General features: G+C 47.9%; 11 protein-coding genes and 1 pseudogene. 7 read left to right on the top strand and 5 right to left on the bottom strand.

What is annotated here, in order from left to right:
* From NC996_RS05375 to NC996_RS05385, 3 genes and pseudogenes are all read left to right on the top strand, one after another.
* Positions 1 to 411 (top strand): annotated as a pseudogene (locus NC996_RS05375) (photosystem II q(b) protein); the annotation flags it as partial.
* 374 nt (positions 412 to 785) lie between these two features.
* Positions 786 to 1,880 (top strand): chorismate synthase, encoded by a 1,095-nt coding sequence (aroC, locus tag NC996_RS05380; RefSeq protein ID WP_190687496.1) that lies wholly within the window; start codon positions 786 to 788, stop codon positions 1,878 to 1,880.
* 7 nt (positions 1,881 to 1,887) lie between these two features.
* Complete coding sequence (locus NC996_RS05385) at positions 1,888 to 2,742, top strand: MBL fold metallo-hydrolase (protein WP_190687499.1); 855 nt, start codon at positions 1,888 to 1,890, stop codon at positions 2,740 to 2,742.
* A gap of 41 nt (positions 2,743 to 2,783) precedes the next feature.
* Here NC996_RS05385 and NC996_RS05390 read toward each other — a convergent pair whose 3' ends face one another.
* Complete coding sequence (locus NC996_RS05390) at positions 2,784 to 3,722, bottom strand: phosphodiester glycosidase family protein (protein WP_190687504.1); 939 nt, start codon at positions 3,720 to 3,722, stop codon at positions 2,784 to 2,786.
* A gap of 164 nt (positions 3,723 to 3,886) precedes the next feature.
* Between NC996_RS05390 and NC996_RS05395 the strand changes: the two genes are divergently transcribed.
* Both NC996_RS05395 and NC996_RS05400 read left to right on the top strand, forming a co-directional pair.
* Positions 3,887 to 4,948 (top strand): hypothetical protein, encoded by a 1,062-nt coding sequence (locus NC996_RS05395; RefSeq protein ID WP_190687506.1) that lies wholly within the window; start codon positions 3,887 to 3,889, stop codon positions 4,946 to 4,948.
* Positions 4,949 to 5,107: 159 nt separating this feature from the next.
* On the top strand, positions 5,108 to 6,256 hold the full coding sequence (locus tag NC996_RS05400) for an isomerizing glutamine--fructose-6-phosphate transaminase (protein WP_339380398.1): 1,149 nt from the start codon (positions 5,108 to 5,110) through the stop codon (positions 6,254 to 6,256).
* A gap of 27 nt (positions 6,257 to 6,283) precedes the next feature.
* Here the strand turns inward: NC996_RS05400 and NC996_RS05405 are convergent, their stop codons facing one another.
* Both NC996_RS05405 and NC996_RS05410 read right to left on the bottom strand, forming a co-directional pair.
* A complete protein-coding gene (locus NC996_RS05405; RefSeq protein WP_190533546.1) occupies positions 6,284 to 7,144 on the bottom strand; it encodes an SH3 domain-containing protein in 861 nt (286 codons plus the stop codon).
* Between the two features lie 925 nt (positions 7,145 to 8,069).
* Complete coding sequence (locus tag NC996_RS05410; RefSeq protein ID WP_190687509.1) at positions 8,070 to 9,185, bottom strand: serine/threonine-protein kinase; 1,116 nt, start codon at positions 9,183 to 9,185, stop codon at positions 8,070 to 8,072.
* 235 nt (positions 9,186 to 9,420) lie between these two features.
* Here NC996_RS05410 and NC996_RS05415 point away from each other — a divergent pair, with 235 nt between their 5' ends.
* The gene (locus NC996_RS05415; RefSeq protein ID WP_190414319.1) at positions 9,421 to 10,170 is read left to right on the top strand and encodes a DUF561 domain-containing protein; all 750 of its coding nucleotides are present in this window, start codon (positions 9,421 to 9,423) and stop codon (positions 10,168 to 10,170) included.
* Positions 10,171 to 10,360: 190 nt separating this feature from the next.
* On the opposite strand, the gene NC996_RS05420 is transcribed toward NC996_RS05415, so the two are convergent.
* Positions 10,361 to 11,485 (bottom strand): aminotransferase class I/II-fold pyridoxal phosphate-dependent enzyme, encoded by a 1,125-nt coding sequence (locus NC996_RS05420; protein ID WP_190687512.1) that lies wholly within the window; start codon positions 11,483 to 11,485, stop codon positions 10,361 to 10,363.
* Positions 11,486 to 11,887: 402 nt separating this feature from the next.
* On the opposite strand from NC996_RS05420, the gene fetB reads away from it, so the two are divergent.
* Positions 11,888 to 12,667: an iron export ABC transporter permease subunit FetB gene (gene fetB / locus NC996_RS05425; RefSeq protein WP_190414315.1), complete on the top strand. Its 780-nt coding sequence runs from the start codon at positions 11,888 to 11,890 to the stop codon at positions 12,665 to 12,667.
* 296 nt (positions 12,668 to 12,963) lie between these two features.
* On the opposite strand, the gene NC996_RS05430 is transcribed toward fetB, so the two are convergent.
* Positions 12,964 to 14,901: a hypothetical protein gene (locus NC996_RS05430; RefSeq protein WP_190687515.1), complete on the bottom strand. Its 1,938-nt coding sequence runs from the start codon at positions 14,899 to 14,901 to the stop codon at positions 12,964 to 12,966.
* Positions 14,902 to 14,920 lie beyond the last annotated feature (19 nt).

Below are 14,920 nucleotides of genomic sequence, written 5' to 3' on the forward strand. Positions count from 1 at the left end.
CGTGAAACCACCGAAACCGAATCTCAGAACTACGGTTACAAATTCGGACAAGAAGAAGAAACCTACAACATCGTCGCAGCCCACGGCTACTTCGGTCGGTTAATCTTCCAATACGCTTCCTTCAACAACAGCCGTTCCTTGCACTTCTTGTTAGGTGCATGGCCCGTCGTCGGCATCTGGTTCACCTCTTTGGGAATCAGCACGATGGCCTTCAACCTGAATGGTTTCAACTTCAACCAGTCAGTGATTGACAGCCAAGGTCGGGTCATCAACACTTGGGCAGATGTCATCAACCGCGCCAACCTGGGTATGGAAGTAATGCACGAGCGCAACGCTCACAACTTCCCCCTCGACTTGGCAGCAGGTGAGTCCACCCCAGTGGCTCTGATGGCTCCCAGCATCAATGGCTAATTGCTAAAACTTAGCTAAATCAAAACGCTCTCCGCAAGGGGGGCGTTTTTTGTTTGGGGAAATAGAGAAAGCAAAGGACGTACAAGAAGCGATCGCAACCGATTATAAAACTTTGCTTGATAAGGTGAGCAAACGTGCTGGAGTGCGTGTGGCTGCTGATAAGTAGATAGAGGAATTAAAAAAATATAAGCTCTCTCCTCTTCCCTCTGCGTTCTCTGCGCCTAAAGCGCTAACGCGCATCCCTCTCGCGCATCCGCGCCGCTACGCGAACGCTAAGGCGGTTTGTTTAAATAACAACAGTTTCAGCGATCGCTCCCCATCTCAATCGCGATCGCTGTTAAGATACAAATCGCTATGCATCCTCCTTAAGTATTATGGGCAATACCTTCGGGCATCTATTTCGCATCACTACATTTGGCGAGTCCCACGGCGGTGGCGTCGGGGTGATTATCGATGGGTGTCCACCGCAATTGGAAATTTCTGCCGAAGAAATTCAGGTAGAACTCGATCGGCGGCGTCCGGGACAAAGTAAAATCGTCACACCCCGCAAAGAAGCTGACACCTGCGAAATTCTTTCCGGCGTATTTGAAGGCAAAACCCTGGGAACGCCAATCGCAATTTTGGTGCGAAACAAGGACACTCGCCCCCAAGATTATGATGAGATGGCGCAGAAATATCGCCCTTCTCATGCTGATGCGACTTACGATGCTAAATATGGAATTCGCAACTGGCAAGGTGGCGGCAGATCCTCAGCGCGGGAGACAATTGGACGAGTAGCTGCTGGCGCGATCGCTAAAAAAATTCTTCACCAAGTTGCTGGAGTTGAAATCATCGCCTATGTCAAACGCATCAAAGACTTAGAAGGCGTTGTCGATCCCAACACTGTCACTTTAGAACAAGTAGAAAGTAATATTGTCCGCTGTCCGGACGCTGAATGTGCAGAGCGGATGATTGAAAAAATTGAGCAGGTAGGGCGAGAAGGCGACTCTATCGGCGGAGTTGTAGAATGTGTTGCCCGTCATCTACCCAAAGGGCTAGGTTCGCCAGTATTTGATAAGCTGGAAGCAGACCTGGCTAAAGGTGTCATGTCTCTACCAGCAAGTAAAGGATTTGAAATTGGCTCTGGTTTTGCCGGTACTTTGTTATTGGGCAGCGAGCATAATGACGAATTCTCGATTGACGAAACCGGCGAAATTCGCACCAAAACCAACCGTTCCGGCGGGATTCAGGGGGGCATCTCCAACGGAGAAAATATTATTCTTCGGGTGGCATTTAAACCAACAGCCACCATTCGCAAAGAACAGCGCACCGTGACCCGCGAGGGTGAAGAGACTATACTAGCAGCTAAGGGACGTCACGACCCTTGCGTTTTGCCCAGAGCCGTGCCTATGGTAGAGGCAATGGTGGCTTTGGTGCTTTGCGATCATTTGCTACGCCATCAGGGTCAGTGCGGTACTTTAAAGCCTTGAGAGTGAAATGGAAACCAGCCCTTCTTCCGAGTTTTTGCTTCAGTTTTGGGGTGTGCGAGGCAGTATCCCCTCCCCTGGAAAAGATACCGTTCGCTACGGTGGCAATACTTCTTGTATAGAAATGCAAATCGGTGGGAAACGCCTGATTTTTGATGGCGGCACCGGCTTGCGCCTTCTATCTAAGGATTTGATAAACCAGCAGCAGTCAGTAGAAGCTTATATGTTTTTTACTCACTACCACTGGGATCATATTCAAGGAGTACCGTTTTTTAAGCCAGCTTTTATGGAAGGCAATTGCTTCCACATTTATGGGGCAGTGCCACCAGATGCAGACTCCATGAAACAGCATTTCTGCGATCGCGTGATGCACTCAAATTCTCCAGTGCCACTGCAAGGCATGGAAGCTGACTTGAAGTTTTACGAGTTAATTTGTGGCGATACCTTTCAGGTGGATGATATCACCATTGAAACCGGCCCGCTGAACCATCCCAACGGCGCGATGGGATATCGGGTGACGTGGCAGGGGCACACAGTCTTCTACTGTACGGATACGGAACATTTGCCGGATCGTCCAGATGAAAATGTGCTGCACTTAGCCCGCGAAGCCGATGTCTTGATTTACGATGCCATGTACACCGATGAGGAGTATAACAACCCCAAATCTCCCAAAGTCGGCTGGGGACACTCTACTTGGCAGGAAGGGGTGAAAGTAGCGCAGGCAGCAGGCGTCAATCGGTTGGCAATTTTTCACCACGAACCGAACCACAGCGATGACTTTCTCGATAAAATTGAGACACAAGTTCAAGAAGTCTCGCCGGGTTCGTTCCTTGCCCGTGAAGGGATGATTGTGCAGGTAAATTAAAAAATGCAAAATTAAAAATTAAAAAATAAGATTGTTTATTTTTAATTTTTAATTTTTATCGGTCGCGCATAAAAGCCCAGATGGTTCGCCACTGGGCGCTGCCGCATGGGGATGCGAGTATGAATCGGTGAATTGAGCGATGCTGCTAACACTTCGCTAGGCTTCTCTCCATGACGCGCTACCACCAGCGTTGTCGAACCGCCGCCATCCAAGTTCAGCGCCCGATAAACACCCAACTCGGCAAGAATATTTTGCAGCTCAATTATACTGACACCCTCACTATAGAAACGCTGGCGACCATCAACCAGAATTAACCACAATTTCTCGCCGCTTTCATCAGTCGCAACCACTGTGCGCGGAAATAACTTTTTTTGATCGCGGTTATCTTTCATCACCACTAAGTTGCCGCGTTCGATGATGATTTCGCCGCCTGCCAAAGCTTGAGCCGTATCCGCAGGACAACTCGCCTTGCTGATTTGGGCACGATTATCCTGAGAAAAACACAAAACGGGCCAGCCTCGCTCAAACGCAGAGTAGGTGACGCCGTTAGAAATCGCCTGCCCCAATACGTTCACGGGTTCGCCACTGTGGGGATAATATAACAGCCATTGCTCTTGGAATGGGTAAAAAAAGCTACCATTGATTGCCAATTGCAAGTTAAATTCCCGCAAAAAGTCACTGGTCGTTTGTGCTACGGTTTCTTTTCCTTGGGTGGGTTTTCCTGGCGTTACTAACACCCCAATTCCTGGCGCTTTTAGGTCGATAGTGACAACGTGGATCGTTAGGGGGCGCGGTGTTGAGCGGGGAATGCGCCGATAAACGATACCTTGAAATAGCGGTTGCTGAACGTCGGTGCGGGGTGGACGTCTTAGACACGAAACGCCATAGAAGACACCATAGAGTCCCAGAGACAACAGCACCAGACTAAGGGCAATGGCACTGAGCGATCGCTTCCAGGAAATTTTGCGTCGTTTGCTCATGCTGGTTGAGGATTTTTCGACCACCGATTATCCCAAGATATCTTCTCATTTTGAAGCAAGGGCCGCGATCGCATTCTCAGCGCATTCTCATAGCTAAGAGCGATCGCGCATCATTGAATAGCACTTAGGATAAAAAAGAGTTTTAAGTTCGTAGGACGCAAGCCATGCGATTACAGTGGTTACTGTGGGGAGCAATCCTCAGCGTTGGGCTGTCAGCACTGCCCGCTCAAGCACAGATAACAGATGCTAAAGTAGCGGCATTCGCAGAAGCGCTCAGGAAGGCAGCACCCCAAACCGGAAAACAGGACGATGGACTCTACAGCGACTGGCAAATCAAACTAAACAACATTCCCCGCTGGTCAAAACAATGCACCGGACGTGCCCTAAGCACAGCGGAATTTGAAGCAAATCCCGCCACCGCACGGAAAGTTGTAGAGTGCATCATGGGCAATATTCTTCGCCAACAGTATCAAGCGGCGGGTAACAATGAATCCGTAGCGGTACAACGGGCGGCTGCTTGGTGGATGACAGGCGATCCCACCCGCTATAACAGTAAAGACATCGCTTCCTACATCCAAAAAGTTTCTGGTTTTTACCAGCAGTCGCGCTCAACTTCATCCACAGTACCGCCTGCCTCAACCCCACCCAAACCTGCTACCCAACCAGCGGCTAAACCAACTCCAACTCCCACGCCATCACCATCACCCACCTCAAACCAGCCACCCGCAAAACCCCCTGTCACAACGGCGGCGGCTACCAATTCAGCAAAGATTTCTGATACCCATGTAGGGGCACTGGTGGAAGCGTTACGACGGGCAGCACCGCAAACTGGCACCGCTGATGATGGACTGTACAGCGAGTGGCAAGTTAAACCAGACAATATACCCGGCTGGTCACAACAATGTATCAATCGGGAACTAACACCAGCGCAATTTGAAAGCAGTCCCGTAACCGCACGAAGCATTCTGGTGTGTGTCATGCGCGACGTGTTGCGGGACGAGTTTCAGGCGAGTGGCAACAATGAGGTGGTAGCGGTACAACGGGCGGCTTCCTGGTGGATGACGGGCGATCCGACCCGCTATAACAGCAACGAAACCGGCCCTTATACAGAAAAAGTTCTTGGTTTCTATCAAGAGTTGCGCTCAACTTCATCGGCTTCACCACCTACCTCTAACCAGGCAGCTACAAATTCAGCGACAGAGCCGAAGTTATTTCCCCATCGCTAAACTGCTCGTAGTAGGGCATAGGAACCTAGAAGAGGGAGCAATTTCCTTTTAAGGGTAGGTTATTTTTCCTTCTTCCCCAACTAAGTCCGGGAATACTGCTGATAGGAGGCTCTAGCTCCTATCGGCAGCAGCCAATCCAATTAACATTTCTAGTGCAGCGTGAATTCTCCTAAAGAAAAGGTATTTTCCCACTTCATGCTCAAGGAAATCCATGAGCAATCAGAAGTTGTCCGAACTTGTTTAGAGGCTTTCTCAGAAATTCGTTTCAACGATCAACAGCCACGGCTTGAATTGACTCAACAACCTCTAAACTTAGGTTTATCATCCAACTTTTACGATGGTATAGACCAGATTAAAATTCTTGCTTGTGGCAGTAGTCTTCATGCCAGCTTGGTAGGTAAATATCTATTAGAGCAAGTGGCTAAAGTGCCAACAAGCGTACACTATGCCTCAGAATTTCGGGATGCACCATCGCCTGCAACTCCGAATACTCTCATTGTTGGCGTTACCCAATCTGGAGAAACCGCAGATACTCTCGCTGCCTTAGAAATAGAAAAACAGCATTGTTCTGGTGAAACTCGATTTTTAGGAATTACCAATCAGGCGGGAAGTTCCTTAGAAAAGCTGGTAGATCGTACAATTCATACTTTGGCAGGAAGTGAAGTAGCGATCGCTGCCACCAAAACCTTTGTCGCTCAGTTGATAGCGTTTTACTGTTGGGCGCTTGATGTAGCATACTGCCGTCAAACTCTATCGAGCGATCGCCTGCATCAAATCCTCACGCAATTGCACCGAATCCCCGATCAAATTGATTTAATTTTACAAAGCCAAAAGCACGTCATCGAGCAGCTAGCCAAAGATTTTACCCATACCCAAAACTGCATTATTTTAGGGCGCGGGATTAATTTTCCCATTACTCTGGAAGCAGCACTGAAACTCAAAGAAACCAGCTATATGCACGCAACAGGTTATCACGCTGGAGAGTTTTTGCATGGCCCAATTGCGATGCTAGATTCTTCTGTAACTGTAGTAGCGATCGCGATGCCCGGAACTGTGTACGAAAAAATCCTTGCTAATGCCCAAAAAGCAAAAGCAAGGGGGGTTCGGCTCATTGGCGTGACATCCACAAACAATTCAGAAATTACTGGCTTATTTGATCGGATGTTGACTGTCCCGGAGGTTGACGAATTACTTTCTCCCATCCTGACAGTTATTCCGCTGCAACTCTTAGCCTATTACACGGCTGTTCACCGGGGATTGGATGTTGACCGCCCCAGAAATTTGACGAAGACTTTGGCTGTGGATTAACCTGTTGATTTCAGAAATTGCGATCGCTTAATTCCCATTTCCTGGCAAGAAGTAACGTAGCCGCCATTGTCCGCGAGTCCGAACAAAACTGACGCGGTAATCGGTTTCTGAATCGTACACATAGCGGTTGAGAACCCAACCTTTTTTACCATTCCCGAGTTTCACTGGCGTCCAACCATCGATAACCTTTTCCTTCACCTCTTTCTGCATCTGCTCTGGTAGGCTGTTAAAGGTGTTGCCATCAAACCCTACAAAATCGTAAGACACAACCCCCACAACTTTGCTACCTGCCCCAGGGTTTGCACGGACATTCACATTTTGTCCTAAAATTGCCAGTTGTCCAACATTCGGTTTATCTGGGCGAATTGACTCCAGTGCTTTTGCGATATCTGGACACACCCAAACATCAGATCCCGGTTCTTTGTTCGCCACTTTTGCCTGATTGTCGGTAGCACAACCTAAACTAAGTGCCTTATCCATGTATGCCCAAAATTTAGAATTTTTGTCATCAATGTTGTAGCTGTCCAAATTGAGCGTACCGCCATAGTTCCATTCAGTTTCTGAGGTGACAAGCGTGCGAATAAAATTAGCATCCCGCCGACTAATGGCATCTAAAAGACGCACGCGAAACTGAGAAAACGAACTTTTGTCTGGCGGAGTTGTTTGAGTCCCAGTTGGTTTTGAAGTCGGCGGCGTATACGGTGGGGGCGATACCGCCACAGACGGGGGTATTGTCGGTTCTAGTGTCTCCGTTGTCGCCGGAGGAGCTGGAACTTCAGTTGTGGGTTGTGGTGGTTGGCTGTTGCGGTAGCTAATCGTTGCTAAAGTGGAACCTGCGATCGCTCCTATAGCGATCGCGCATATTATTAAAATTTGATAAGGTTTCATTCTCCCCTCCTGTTCGATATTCCAAGTTCCTACGTTTTCAATGCCTTATCTTTGGCGGAGCCAGTGCAAATCCTGCTTGTTTGCTTTTACTGCTTTCAGGATTAACTTGCTAAAGCGGTTGGGTATTGATTCCCATTTTTTTACTCATAGAAATACCCTCACCAATCATTTTTTGACGAGGAAATAACTTATAAAACTGATTTTGAGCTTTTTAAGTAGCAAGCTTCATCAAGGGGATGCCAGTTTGTTAAGCTGCCACATGATTTCTAAGTTATTTTCGTGACTAAAGCTTTTTTGATTGAGTGCCATTTTAAATAACTTTCACAACCTCATTGGCTTTTCTATGGTTAATGATTATGATCTAAAACAAATTATTTTCATAAGATTTTTCCTTGGTCTTTGGCGATACACATCAGATACCTCATCCCCTGAGATGGGAGTGCGGCTACGCTAGAAGAAAGAGAGATAATAAGAAACTGAAGTGTAGCGCTTAAACAGGTGAATTGATATCAGCTCGCTCTCAAACTTTTTACTAAATTAGACGCTTGATTGAGCTAAATGTTTCCCTCTGTAAGCTTGAGAAATCTAAAACAACTTTTTATATTTTATCAATTAATAATAGACCGAGATAATGCAGCGAGCCTAAACGATTCATGAAGGTGATATCCTCGAATTCTTAGAGAATTCGAGGATATGAACCGCTGGTCCGCCACTTAAATGGGATTGCTATATAAGCAACCGTTCCCCTTTTTCCTTTAGGAAAAGAATTTTTTAGAAGATATCTGAAAGGAATATTGGCATCTTGTTTGGGCTTTCACTCTCAGGAAATAAACTGCTGCACCCAATAAGAAACTTCTGCCCAAAAGCGAAAGCCTTTGTCGAGCAATGGTGTAATAACCAACTATAATTTTTCCACTACCAATTTCTAAAGTCCTGAGTTACCAGAACTGCTAATGATGCTATGACGGGGTCTTTTCTTATGATCTCGTTGCTTTGCCTGCCACCTAGCTTTCCAGTCTCGAAGCGCGATCGCTGTTCTGGCGGTAGGAGAAACATAATTTGGTGAATTTGCTTCTGATTTTTTCTTATCTGAATCTTTCCCTGAAGGACGCTGAGTTGTCATAAACTGCGCTAAATTGTCTTGAGGCGATTCCCAGCCAAATGCCTGCATAATCGCTGTTGCAGATTGATAACGTTCGCGTAAAGAGATTTTCAGCATTCTGTTGAGAATTTTGCCAAAGTCTTTACTGACTGATATCGTATCCTGCCACTGAATCTCACCCGTAGAGCGATCACTATCAAATTCTAGCGGTGCTTTCCCACTCAACAAGTAAAGACACGTTACGCCTAACGAATAAATATCGCTGGCATAAACAGGACGCAGTGAAAATTGTTCCGGCGGTGCAAATCCAACCGTGCCGATAAACTGGGTGGTTTGCTTCTGACCTCCTGTATCGCTTAAAGGAACCATCTCCTCTTTGACAGCACCAAAGTCAATCAGTACCAGCCTCCCATCGTCCTGGCAACGGATGATGTTCTGGGGCTTAATATCGCGGTGAATCACATTATTGCCGTGGATGTACTGCAACAATGGCAGGATTTGACGGAGGAAATATTTAACGCCCTCTTCCGATAAGGGACCTCCGCGCCGCACCAAGCGTGCGAGGGTATACCCTCGTACATATTCCTGAACTAAATAGAATTCTCCCTCGTTTACAAAGTAATCTAGCAGCATAGGAATTTGGGAATGGCTGCCCAACTTACTGAGGGTTCTTGCTTCTTGCTCGAAGCGTTTCCGCGCTGTTTGCAGTCCAATCGGATCGCTAAACTTGGGACACAGCTGCTTAATCACGCACAAAGGATCGCCTGGCAAGTTGGCATCTCTGGCTAAAAAGGTGATACCAAAGCCACCTCTTCCCAACATTCGCAGGATCTCATAGCGATCGCGGAACAACTGCTCGGTACCACACAGCTGCCCTAGTTCAGTTTGCTGTAAAACATCTGAGTGAAAAGTTGACAGATTTGTGGGTGGAAAATTCATGACCGTCACTGGCAGGAGGAGGGCAGGAGGGGGGCAGGATCTGCGCTATGCTCCTAGTCTAGATCCCAGTTGTGATAAAAAGCAGAGCGTAATTTTTATTTCCTGATGGTATGGCAATCAGCGGGGATGCACAACCTTCCGCAGTAATATTCCCAGGTAGATCGTTCTGAATGTAGAGACCGGATGATTCGGTCTGTACAATTAAGATGCAAAATTTGCGAGCCAAATCGGGCTTATGACCATGAATACTACACTACAGCGTGTCTTTGACCAAGGTCGTGCTTTAAAAATTATTACCGGATTGAATAACTTCAATCCGGAGCGAGTTGCTGCCACCGTTAAGGCAGCCGACTTAGGCGGTGCTACTTTCGTCGATATTGCCGCAGAACCCAATTTGGTGCGGTTGGCTCGTCAGTTGACAAGCCTGCCAATTTGCGTATCAGCAGTAGAACCAGAACTGTTTGCGATCGCAGTGGAAGCTGGAGCGGATTTGATTGAGATCGGCAACTTTGATAGTTTTTACGCGCAGGGACGGCGGTTTGAAGCAGAAGAAGTGTTGGCGCTGACGCAAGCAACGCGATCGCTGCTGCCAAATATTACCTTGTCTGTCACCGTGCCCCATATTCTGGAGCTAGATCGGCAAGTTCAACTCGCAGAAGCATTGGTAAAAGCCGGTGCCGATATTATCCAAACCGAAGGAGGCACTTCCTCAACCCCGACTCACGCCGGTACGCTGGGACTGATTGAAAAAGCGGCTCCTACCTTAGCAGCAGCTTACGAAATTTCCCGCGCTGTTTCCGTCCCAGTCCTGTGTGCTTCCGGAATTTCTAGCGTTACCGCACCGATGGCGATCGCTGCCGGTGCTGCGGGTGTCGGCGTCGGTTCTGCCATCAACCAACTCAACAGTGAAGTCGCGATGGTAGCGGCTGTTCGTAGCTTGGTGGAAGCACTATCCACTGTCAGCCGCGAACGTATTCATGCGTAATCCCTAAGCGGTCGGAGTGATGAGTGATGAGTGATGAGTTTTGAATTTTGAATAAATCTTGGCTAAGGAACGTGGATTAAAAAACTTACACTGATTCACGTTCTGTAGGGACATGGCAGTGCTATGCCCCTACGCCAGAAATCGAGGTTAATAAATCGACCCTCAAAACTCAAAATTCAAAACTCAAAACTTATCCCAAGCAGTCTTTCAAGCTGTAAACCACTTGCTCCTGTTCCTCCAGAGAAAGTTCTGGGAACATGGGCAAGGCCAAAACCTCGTGACAGACTTGCTCTACCACAGGGAAGTCCCCAGATTTATAGCCTAAATTCTTGTAGACCGGCTGTAGGTGTAAAGGCAAGGGATAGTAAACCATCGAACTAACGCCTTGCTGCTGTAGCTGATTGCGAACCTCGTCCCGATAGCTGCCGTTACTAGATTGGGTGAGGCGAATCGTGTATTGATTCCAGACACAGCGACCTCCTGGCGTTTCTTGCGGCTTCACCACCCCAGGCACCGGCTCTAACAATCGGTGGTACTGCTGTGCAACCGAGCGACGCAGGTCATTCCACGTATCCAGATAACGCAGTTTAATTTGCAGAATGGCGGCTTGTAGAGCATCCAAGCGGCTATTAATGCCAGTTGCTTCATGATGGTAGCGATCGCGCATTCCATGCTCCCGCAGCATCCGTATAGCAGAAGCGATCGCTGGATCGTTCGTCGTCACCGCACCGCCATCCCCACAAGCACCCAGATTCTTAGTCGGAAAGAAACTAAAGCAGCCAATATGCCCGATGCTGCCAACTCTAGATCCTGCCCACTCAGCGCCTGTGGCTTGGGCACAGTCTTCAATCACCGCTAGATTATGAGCCTGTGCTACGTCCATCACTGTCGTCATATCTACCGGCTGCCCAAACAGGTGAACTGGGATAATGGCGCGAGTTTTAGCGGTAATCGCCTTTTGCAGCTGGTCGATATTGAAATTAAACGTTTGGGCATCAATATCGACAAAAACCGGCGTCGCCCCCACCACGCTAATTACTTCAGCAGTGGCAATAAAGGTGAACGGCGTCGTAATTACCTCATCCCCCGGCCCAATCTGTAAAGCCCTGAGAGCTAGATAGAGGGCATCTGTACCAGAGTTACACGCTACACACTCTGAAACGCCTGTGTAAGCTGCAAACTGTTGCTCGAAGCCTGCAACCGAAGGACCACCAATATAACGACCAGAAGCCAAGATGCCTAGAACGGCTGCATTCACTTCTTCACTGATAATTTTGTACTGCCGCGACAGGTCTAGGGGGGGAATATTATTCACTCGTTGACACCACAAATTTTTATCTACATAGAACCAAATTTTGCTCAGAAAGGGAATCCACGCCTCACCATCCTTTTTGATTCAGAATGCCGAACTTACAAAATTGTTTCGCAGAATTTGGCAGATAGAGGGACGATAACAGGAAAACGAGGCAGACCCACAGAGGACAAGGGGAGCATTCCTATTTTCACTCACTCCTAACTCCTAACTCCTAACTCCTCAGCACTCAGTCCTCAGTCCTCAGCACTCCGCCCTCAGTCCTCAGTCCTCAGTCCTCAGTCCTCAGTCCTCAGTCCTCAGTCCTCAGTCCTCAGTCCTCCGCCCTCCGCCCTCCGCCCTCCGCCATCAAAACTTCCTCAACCCTGGCAGAATTAGGGAGAAAGCAAGACCTCATTTTGAACTGTGGATTCTTTAATCGCACTGAACTTTACAGACCTTGTCTTGGCGTTGGGCATGATGGCAGTTGCCATTGGTTTATCCAGGATTCAACAACTCGGATTAGAAGGGCAATTGGCGATCGCGACTGGTCGCACTATTATCCAGCTGTTGGGCGTTGGATATGTATTAGCCTTCGTCTTCGCCTGGAAAAATCCTTGGGCAGTTTTGGCACTTTTGATGGTGATGCTGAGCATTGCCGCAATTGTTGCTCGCAATCGCATCGGCAAAAAAATTCCCCAAGTATTGCCCGTGGTGTGGGGGTCGATTTTGGTGAGTAGCGCCCTGACATTGAGTTACACCACTTTGTTGATCCTTCAACCGCCTATTTGGTATGAACCCCAGTACCTGATTCCCTTAGCGGGAATTGTACTCGGAAATGCGATGAATGGAGCAGCGATCGCGGGCGAACGGTTGAGCAGCACCGTCAACGCTAGTCGCGCCGAAATTGAAACCCACCTGAGCTTAGGTGCAACACCACAACAGGCGGTTGCACAGTACCGCAAAGATTCCATCCGCGCCGGTTTGATTCCCACTCTCAACCAAATGATGGTTGTTGGAGTCGTGACACTACCGGGAATTATTACAGGTCAATTATTGAGTGGTGTTGACCCGCTGAATGCTGCATCCTACCAAATTTTAATTATGTTTATGCTTGCTTTTACCAACTTAGTGACAACTTTATTAGTCACTCAAGGGCTTTGCCGCCAGTTTTTTACTAGCGAAGCCCAACTCAAGAATCATTAAAAATAAAAAACGAGTTTTCTTAAAAAAAATCCTAGGTAGTTTAACTCAAATATTGCCCAGTTTTATTACGACTTTGCATCTGTTGTTTATTGGTTTGACAAATGCAAGATGTAATCCTAATTTCCCTTGATGATGCTACACATTTGATCCGCTCAACTGGGAAGGAAGACGAAGCAGTAAGTCTAGCAGCACAAAAGTGAAATGGTATAAGTAGCAACAGCAAAAGCTAACCCAACCTCAGGATTTGGTGGGTTGGGACAGAAAACATAACCGACCCTAATGTGAGACTTTTATTCCTAGCTAACTTTAGGATATTTGTTAATCAACGAACCATCTGGAGTATAGAGTTCAAGAGGAATACGGGCGTTATCGCTAATCGCTTCCAGTGCATCTCCTAGCGTTCGCAAATGAGCAGCTATCCCAGCTTGAGCATTAGAATCTCCCCTCAATTGTGCGGCGTTTACGGTTTGCGTCACCATCTGCATATAAGCGGGTGTCAACTGAACTCTGATTAGCTGACTGGTGACAGTATATTCGCAGACTTTCGGCGTTCCAGCGCAGGTTTTAATAAGATCGGTACTCGCTTTTTGGAGCAGGCTGGCATACCCTAGTTGGATTTCTGCTTGCCTGAGTTCGGCTTTATAAGAACTCATTAGGGAATCGCCTTGATTGTAGAAAAAAGTACCTCTGGGAATTTTTTGAATGTTAACGATTGCATTGCGCCAGTTCAGCACCGCTAATGTCCATTGGTTGCGCTGTTCGTAATTTTTGGCATTACGTGCGAGGGTTTGAGCAAAATTGTAGGCGTTAGCGGCAATTTGTTCTTTGTTTTTGCGATCGCGTGCTGCTGACAATCTGGGCAGATTCGTCGCCAGCAGTTGCTGCGCCTCCGGACGGGAAGTCGTGCCGACAGGAATCGCCTTGAGCCGATTGATTGCCATCTCCCAGTTCATTTCAGCCAGTCGCCAAGTGGCGATCGAATTAGCCACTCCTTCACGGGCTTCTGCTACCTGAAGCCCTTCTTTTGCAGCGTCGAGGTTTTTAAGCGCCTGTCGTTCGGCATTCACTCGCCCGTTAATCGCGGCTAAATTTATTCGATAGTCCTTAATTTTCTGCTGAGCCAGTTGATAGACCGTGCTATTTTTGGGCACGGGTTCCAAAAGCGCGATCGCTTCTCGCCATAGCTTCTGAATTTCTAACCATTCTGTCGCTGAATGGGGAGGATTTTGGCTCTGTCTAGCCGCCGCCGAACCTTTACTCAAAGCCATTACCAGCTGATCGAGCAATTCCGCTTGCTGCGAATTGTCGTTCAATTGCTTCTGAGCTTCGGAATAAGAACCAGACCAGAATGGAATCAGCTTCAAAAGGCGGATTGCCTCTTGTTGTTTCTCTCTTGCTTCTAGTATTTCTTGCCCAGATTTTGGTCGCTGAAGGGTTGCAAATGCCTCCTGGCTCAACGCTTGTGCCGTGAGTAGTGGCGTACAGGTTCCGATGACGCAGGGACGTGTCAAGGCGTAGAGAGTGAGCAGAAACGTCAATAAACTTACCCCCGCGCTTGCCAACAGTACCGGCAATGGCAATCGCTGGAGTTTACCAGCCAGTGAAGTCGGTGGTGCCTCGCTTTTAACCTCCCCCGGCGAATCATCCGGCTCTAAACTGAGTTCATCGGCGGGAAGGGAGGAAGATTCATCAATTGTCGGTGCTGAGCCGATTTCTGCCGAATCGGTATCCACTCCAATGCTGTCATCTGCCGCTGCTGGTGTCTCGCTGGGGAGATTTTCCGGAATTGTCTCCTTGCGCCTCAATTTTTTGGGTAGATTTTTGACCTCTGTCGAATTTGGGATTGTCTCCTCGATAACAACTGTCTCATCAGCGAGAGCAGTCGTTGACGTTGACGCAGTTGACGTTGACACAGGTGACGGGGACACAACAGGCGGATCGACACTGAAGGCATGGAAAGCATAGGGTTGCTTTTGCCCGACTACTCTTAAATACAGCTGGACTTGACGGGCAAATTCCGGTTGCAGACTTTTGAGAGTTTGCTCTAACGTTCTAAAGGTTCGTTGCGGGTCAGGCAGAAAATCCGCTGGGTGTTGCGTCAAAATAATTAACGCTTCCTGCGGTAAGGCACACCGAACTTGAAAGGGAACCTTCTCCGGTAATGCCGAGTAAAGGCGATTTTGTAGAATTCGCCCCAGTACCTCTAATTCGCTTTCGCGGGCTACTGTTTCCATCCAGCAACACCCTCCGTTT

Origin of the sequence: Trichocoleus sp. ST-U2 (genome assembly GCF_039961875.1) — a bacterium.
Lineage (GTDB): Bacteria > Cyanobacteriota > Cyanobacteriia > Cyanobacteriales > FACHB-T130 > FACHB-T130.

Excerpts from the sequence above, each read along its gene's own strand:
- aroC (WP_190687496.1), top strand. The coding sequence starts at position 786 with ATGGGCAATACCTTCGGGCATCTATTTCGCATCACTACATTTGGCGAG.
- NC996_RS05385 (WP_190687499.1), top strand. The coding sequence starts at position 1,888 with ATGGAAACCAGCCCTTCTTCCGAGTTTTTGCTTCAGTTTTGGGGTGTG.
- NC996_RS05390 (WP_190687504.1), bottom strand. The coding sequence starts at position 3,722 with ATGAGCAAACGACGCAAAATTTCCTGGAAGCGATCGCTCAGTGCCATT.
- NC996_RS05395 (WP_190687506.1), top strand. The coding sequence starts at position 3,887 with ATGCGATTACAGTGGTTACTGTGGGGAGCAATCCTCAGCGTTGGGCTG.
- NC996_RS05405 (WP_190533546.1), bottom strand. The coding sequence starts at position 7,144 with ATGAAACCTTATCAAATTTTAATAATATGCGCGATCGCTATAGGAGCG.
- NC996_RS05410 (WP_190687509.1), bottom strand. The coding sequence starts at position 9,185 with ATGAATTTTCCACCCACAAATCTGTCAACTTTTCACTCAGATGTTTTA.
- NC996_RS05415 (WP_190414319.1), top strand. The coding sequence starts at position 9,421 with ATGACCATGAATACTACACTACAGCGTGTCTTTGACCAAGGTCGTGCT.
- NC996_RS05430 (WP_190687515.1), bottom strand. The coding sequence starts at position 14,901 with ATGGAAACAGTAGCCCGCGAAAGCGAATTAGAGGTACTGGGGCGAATT.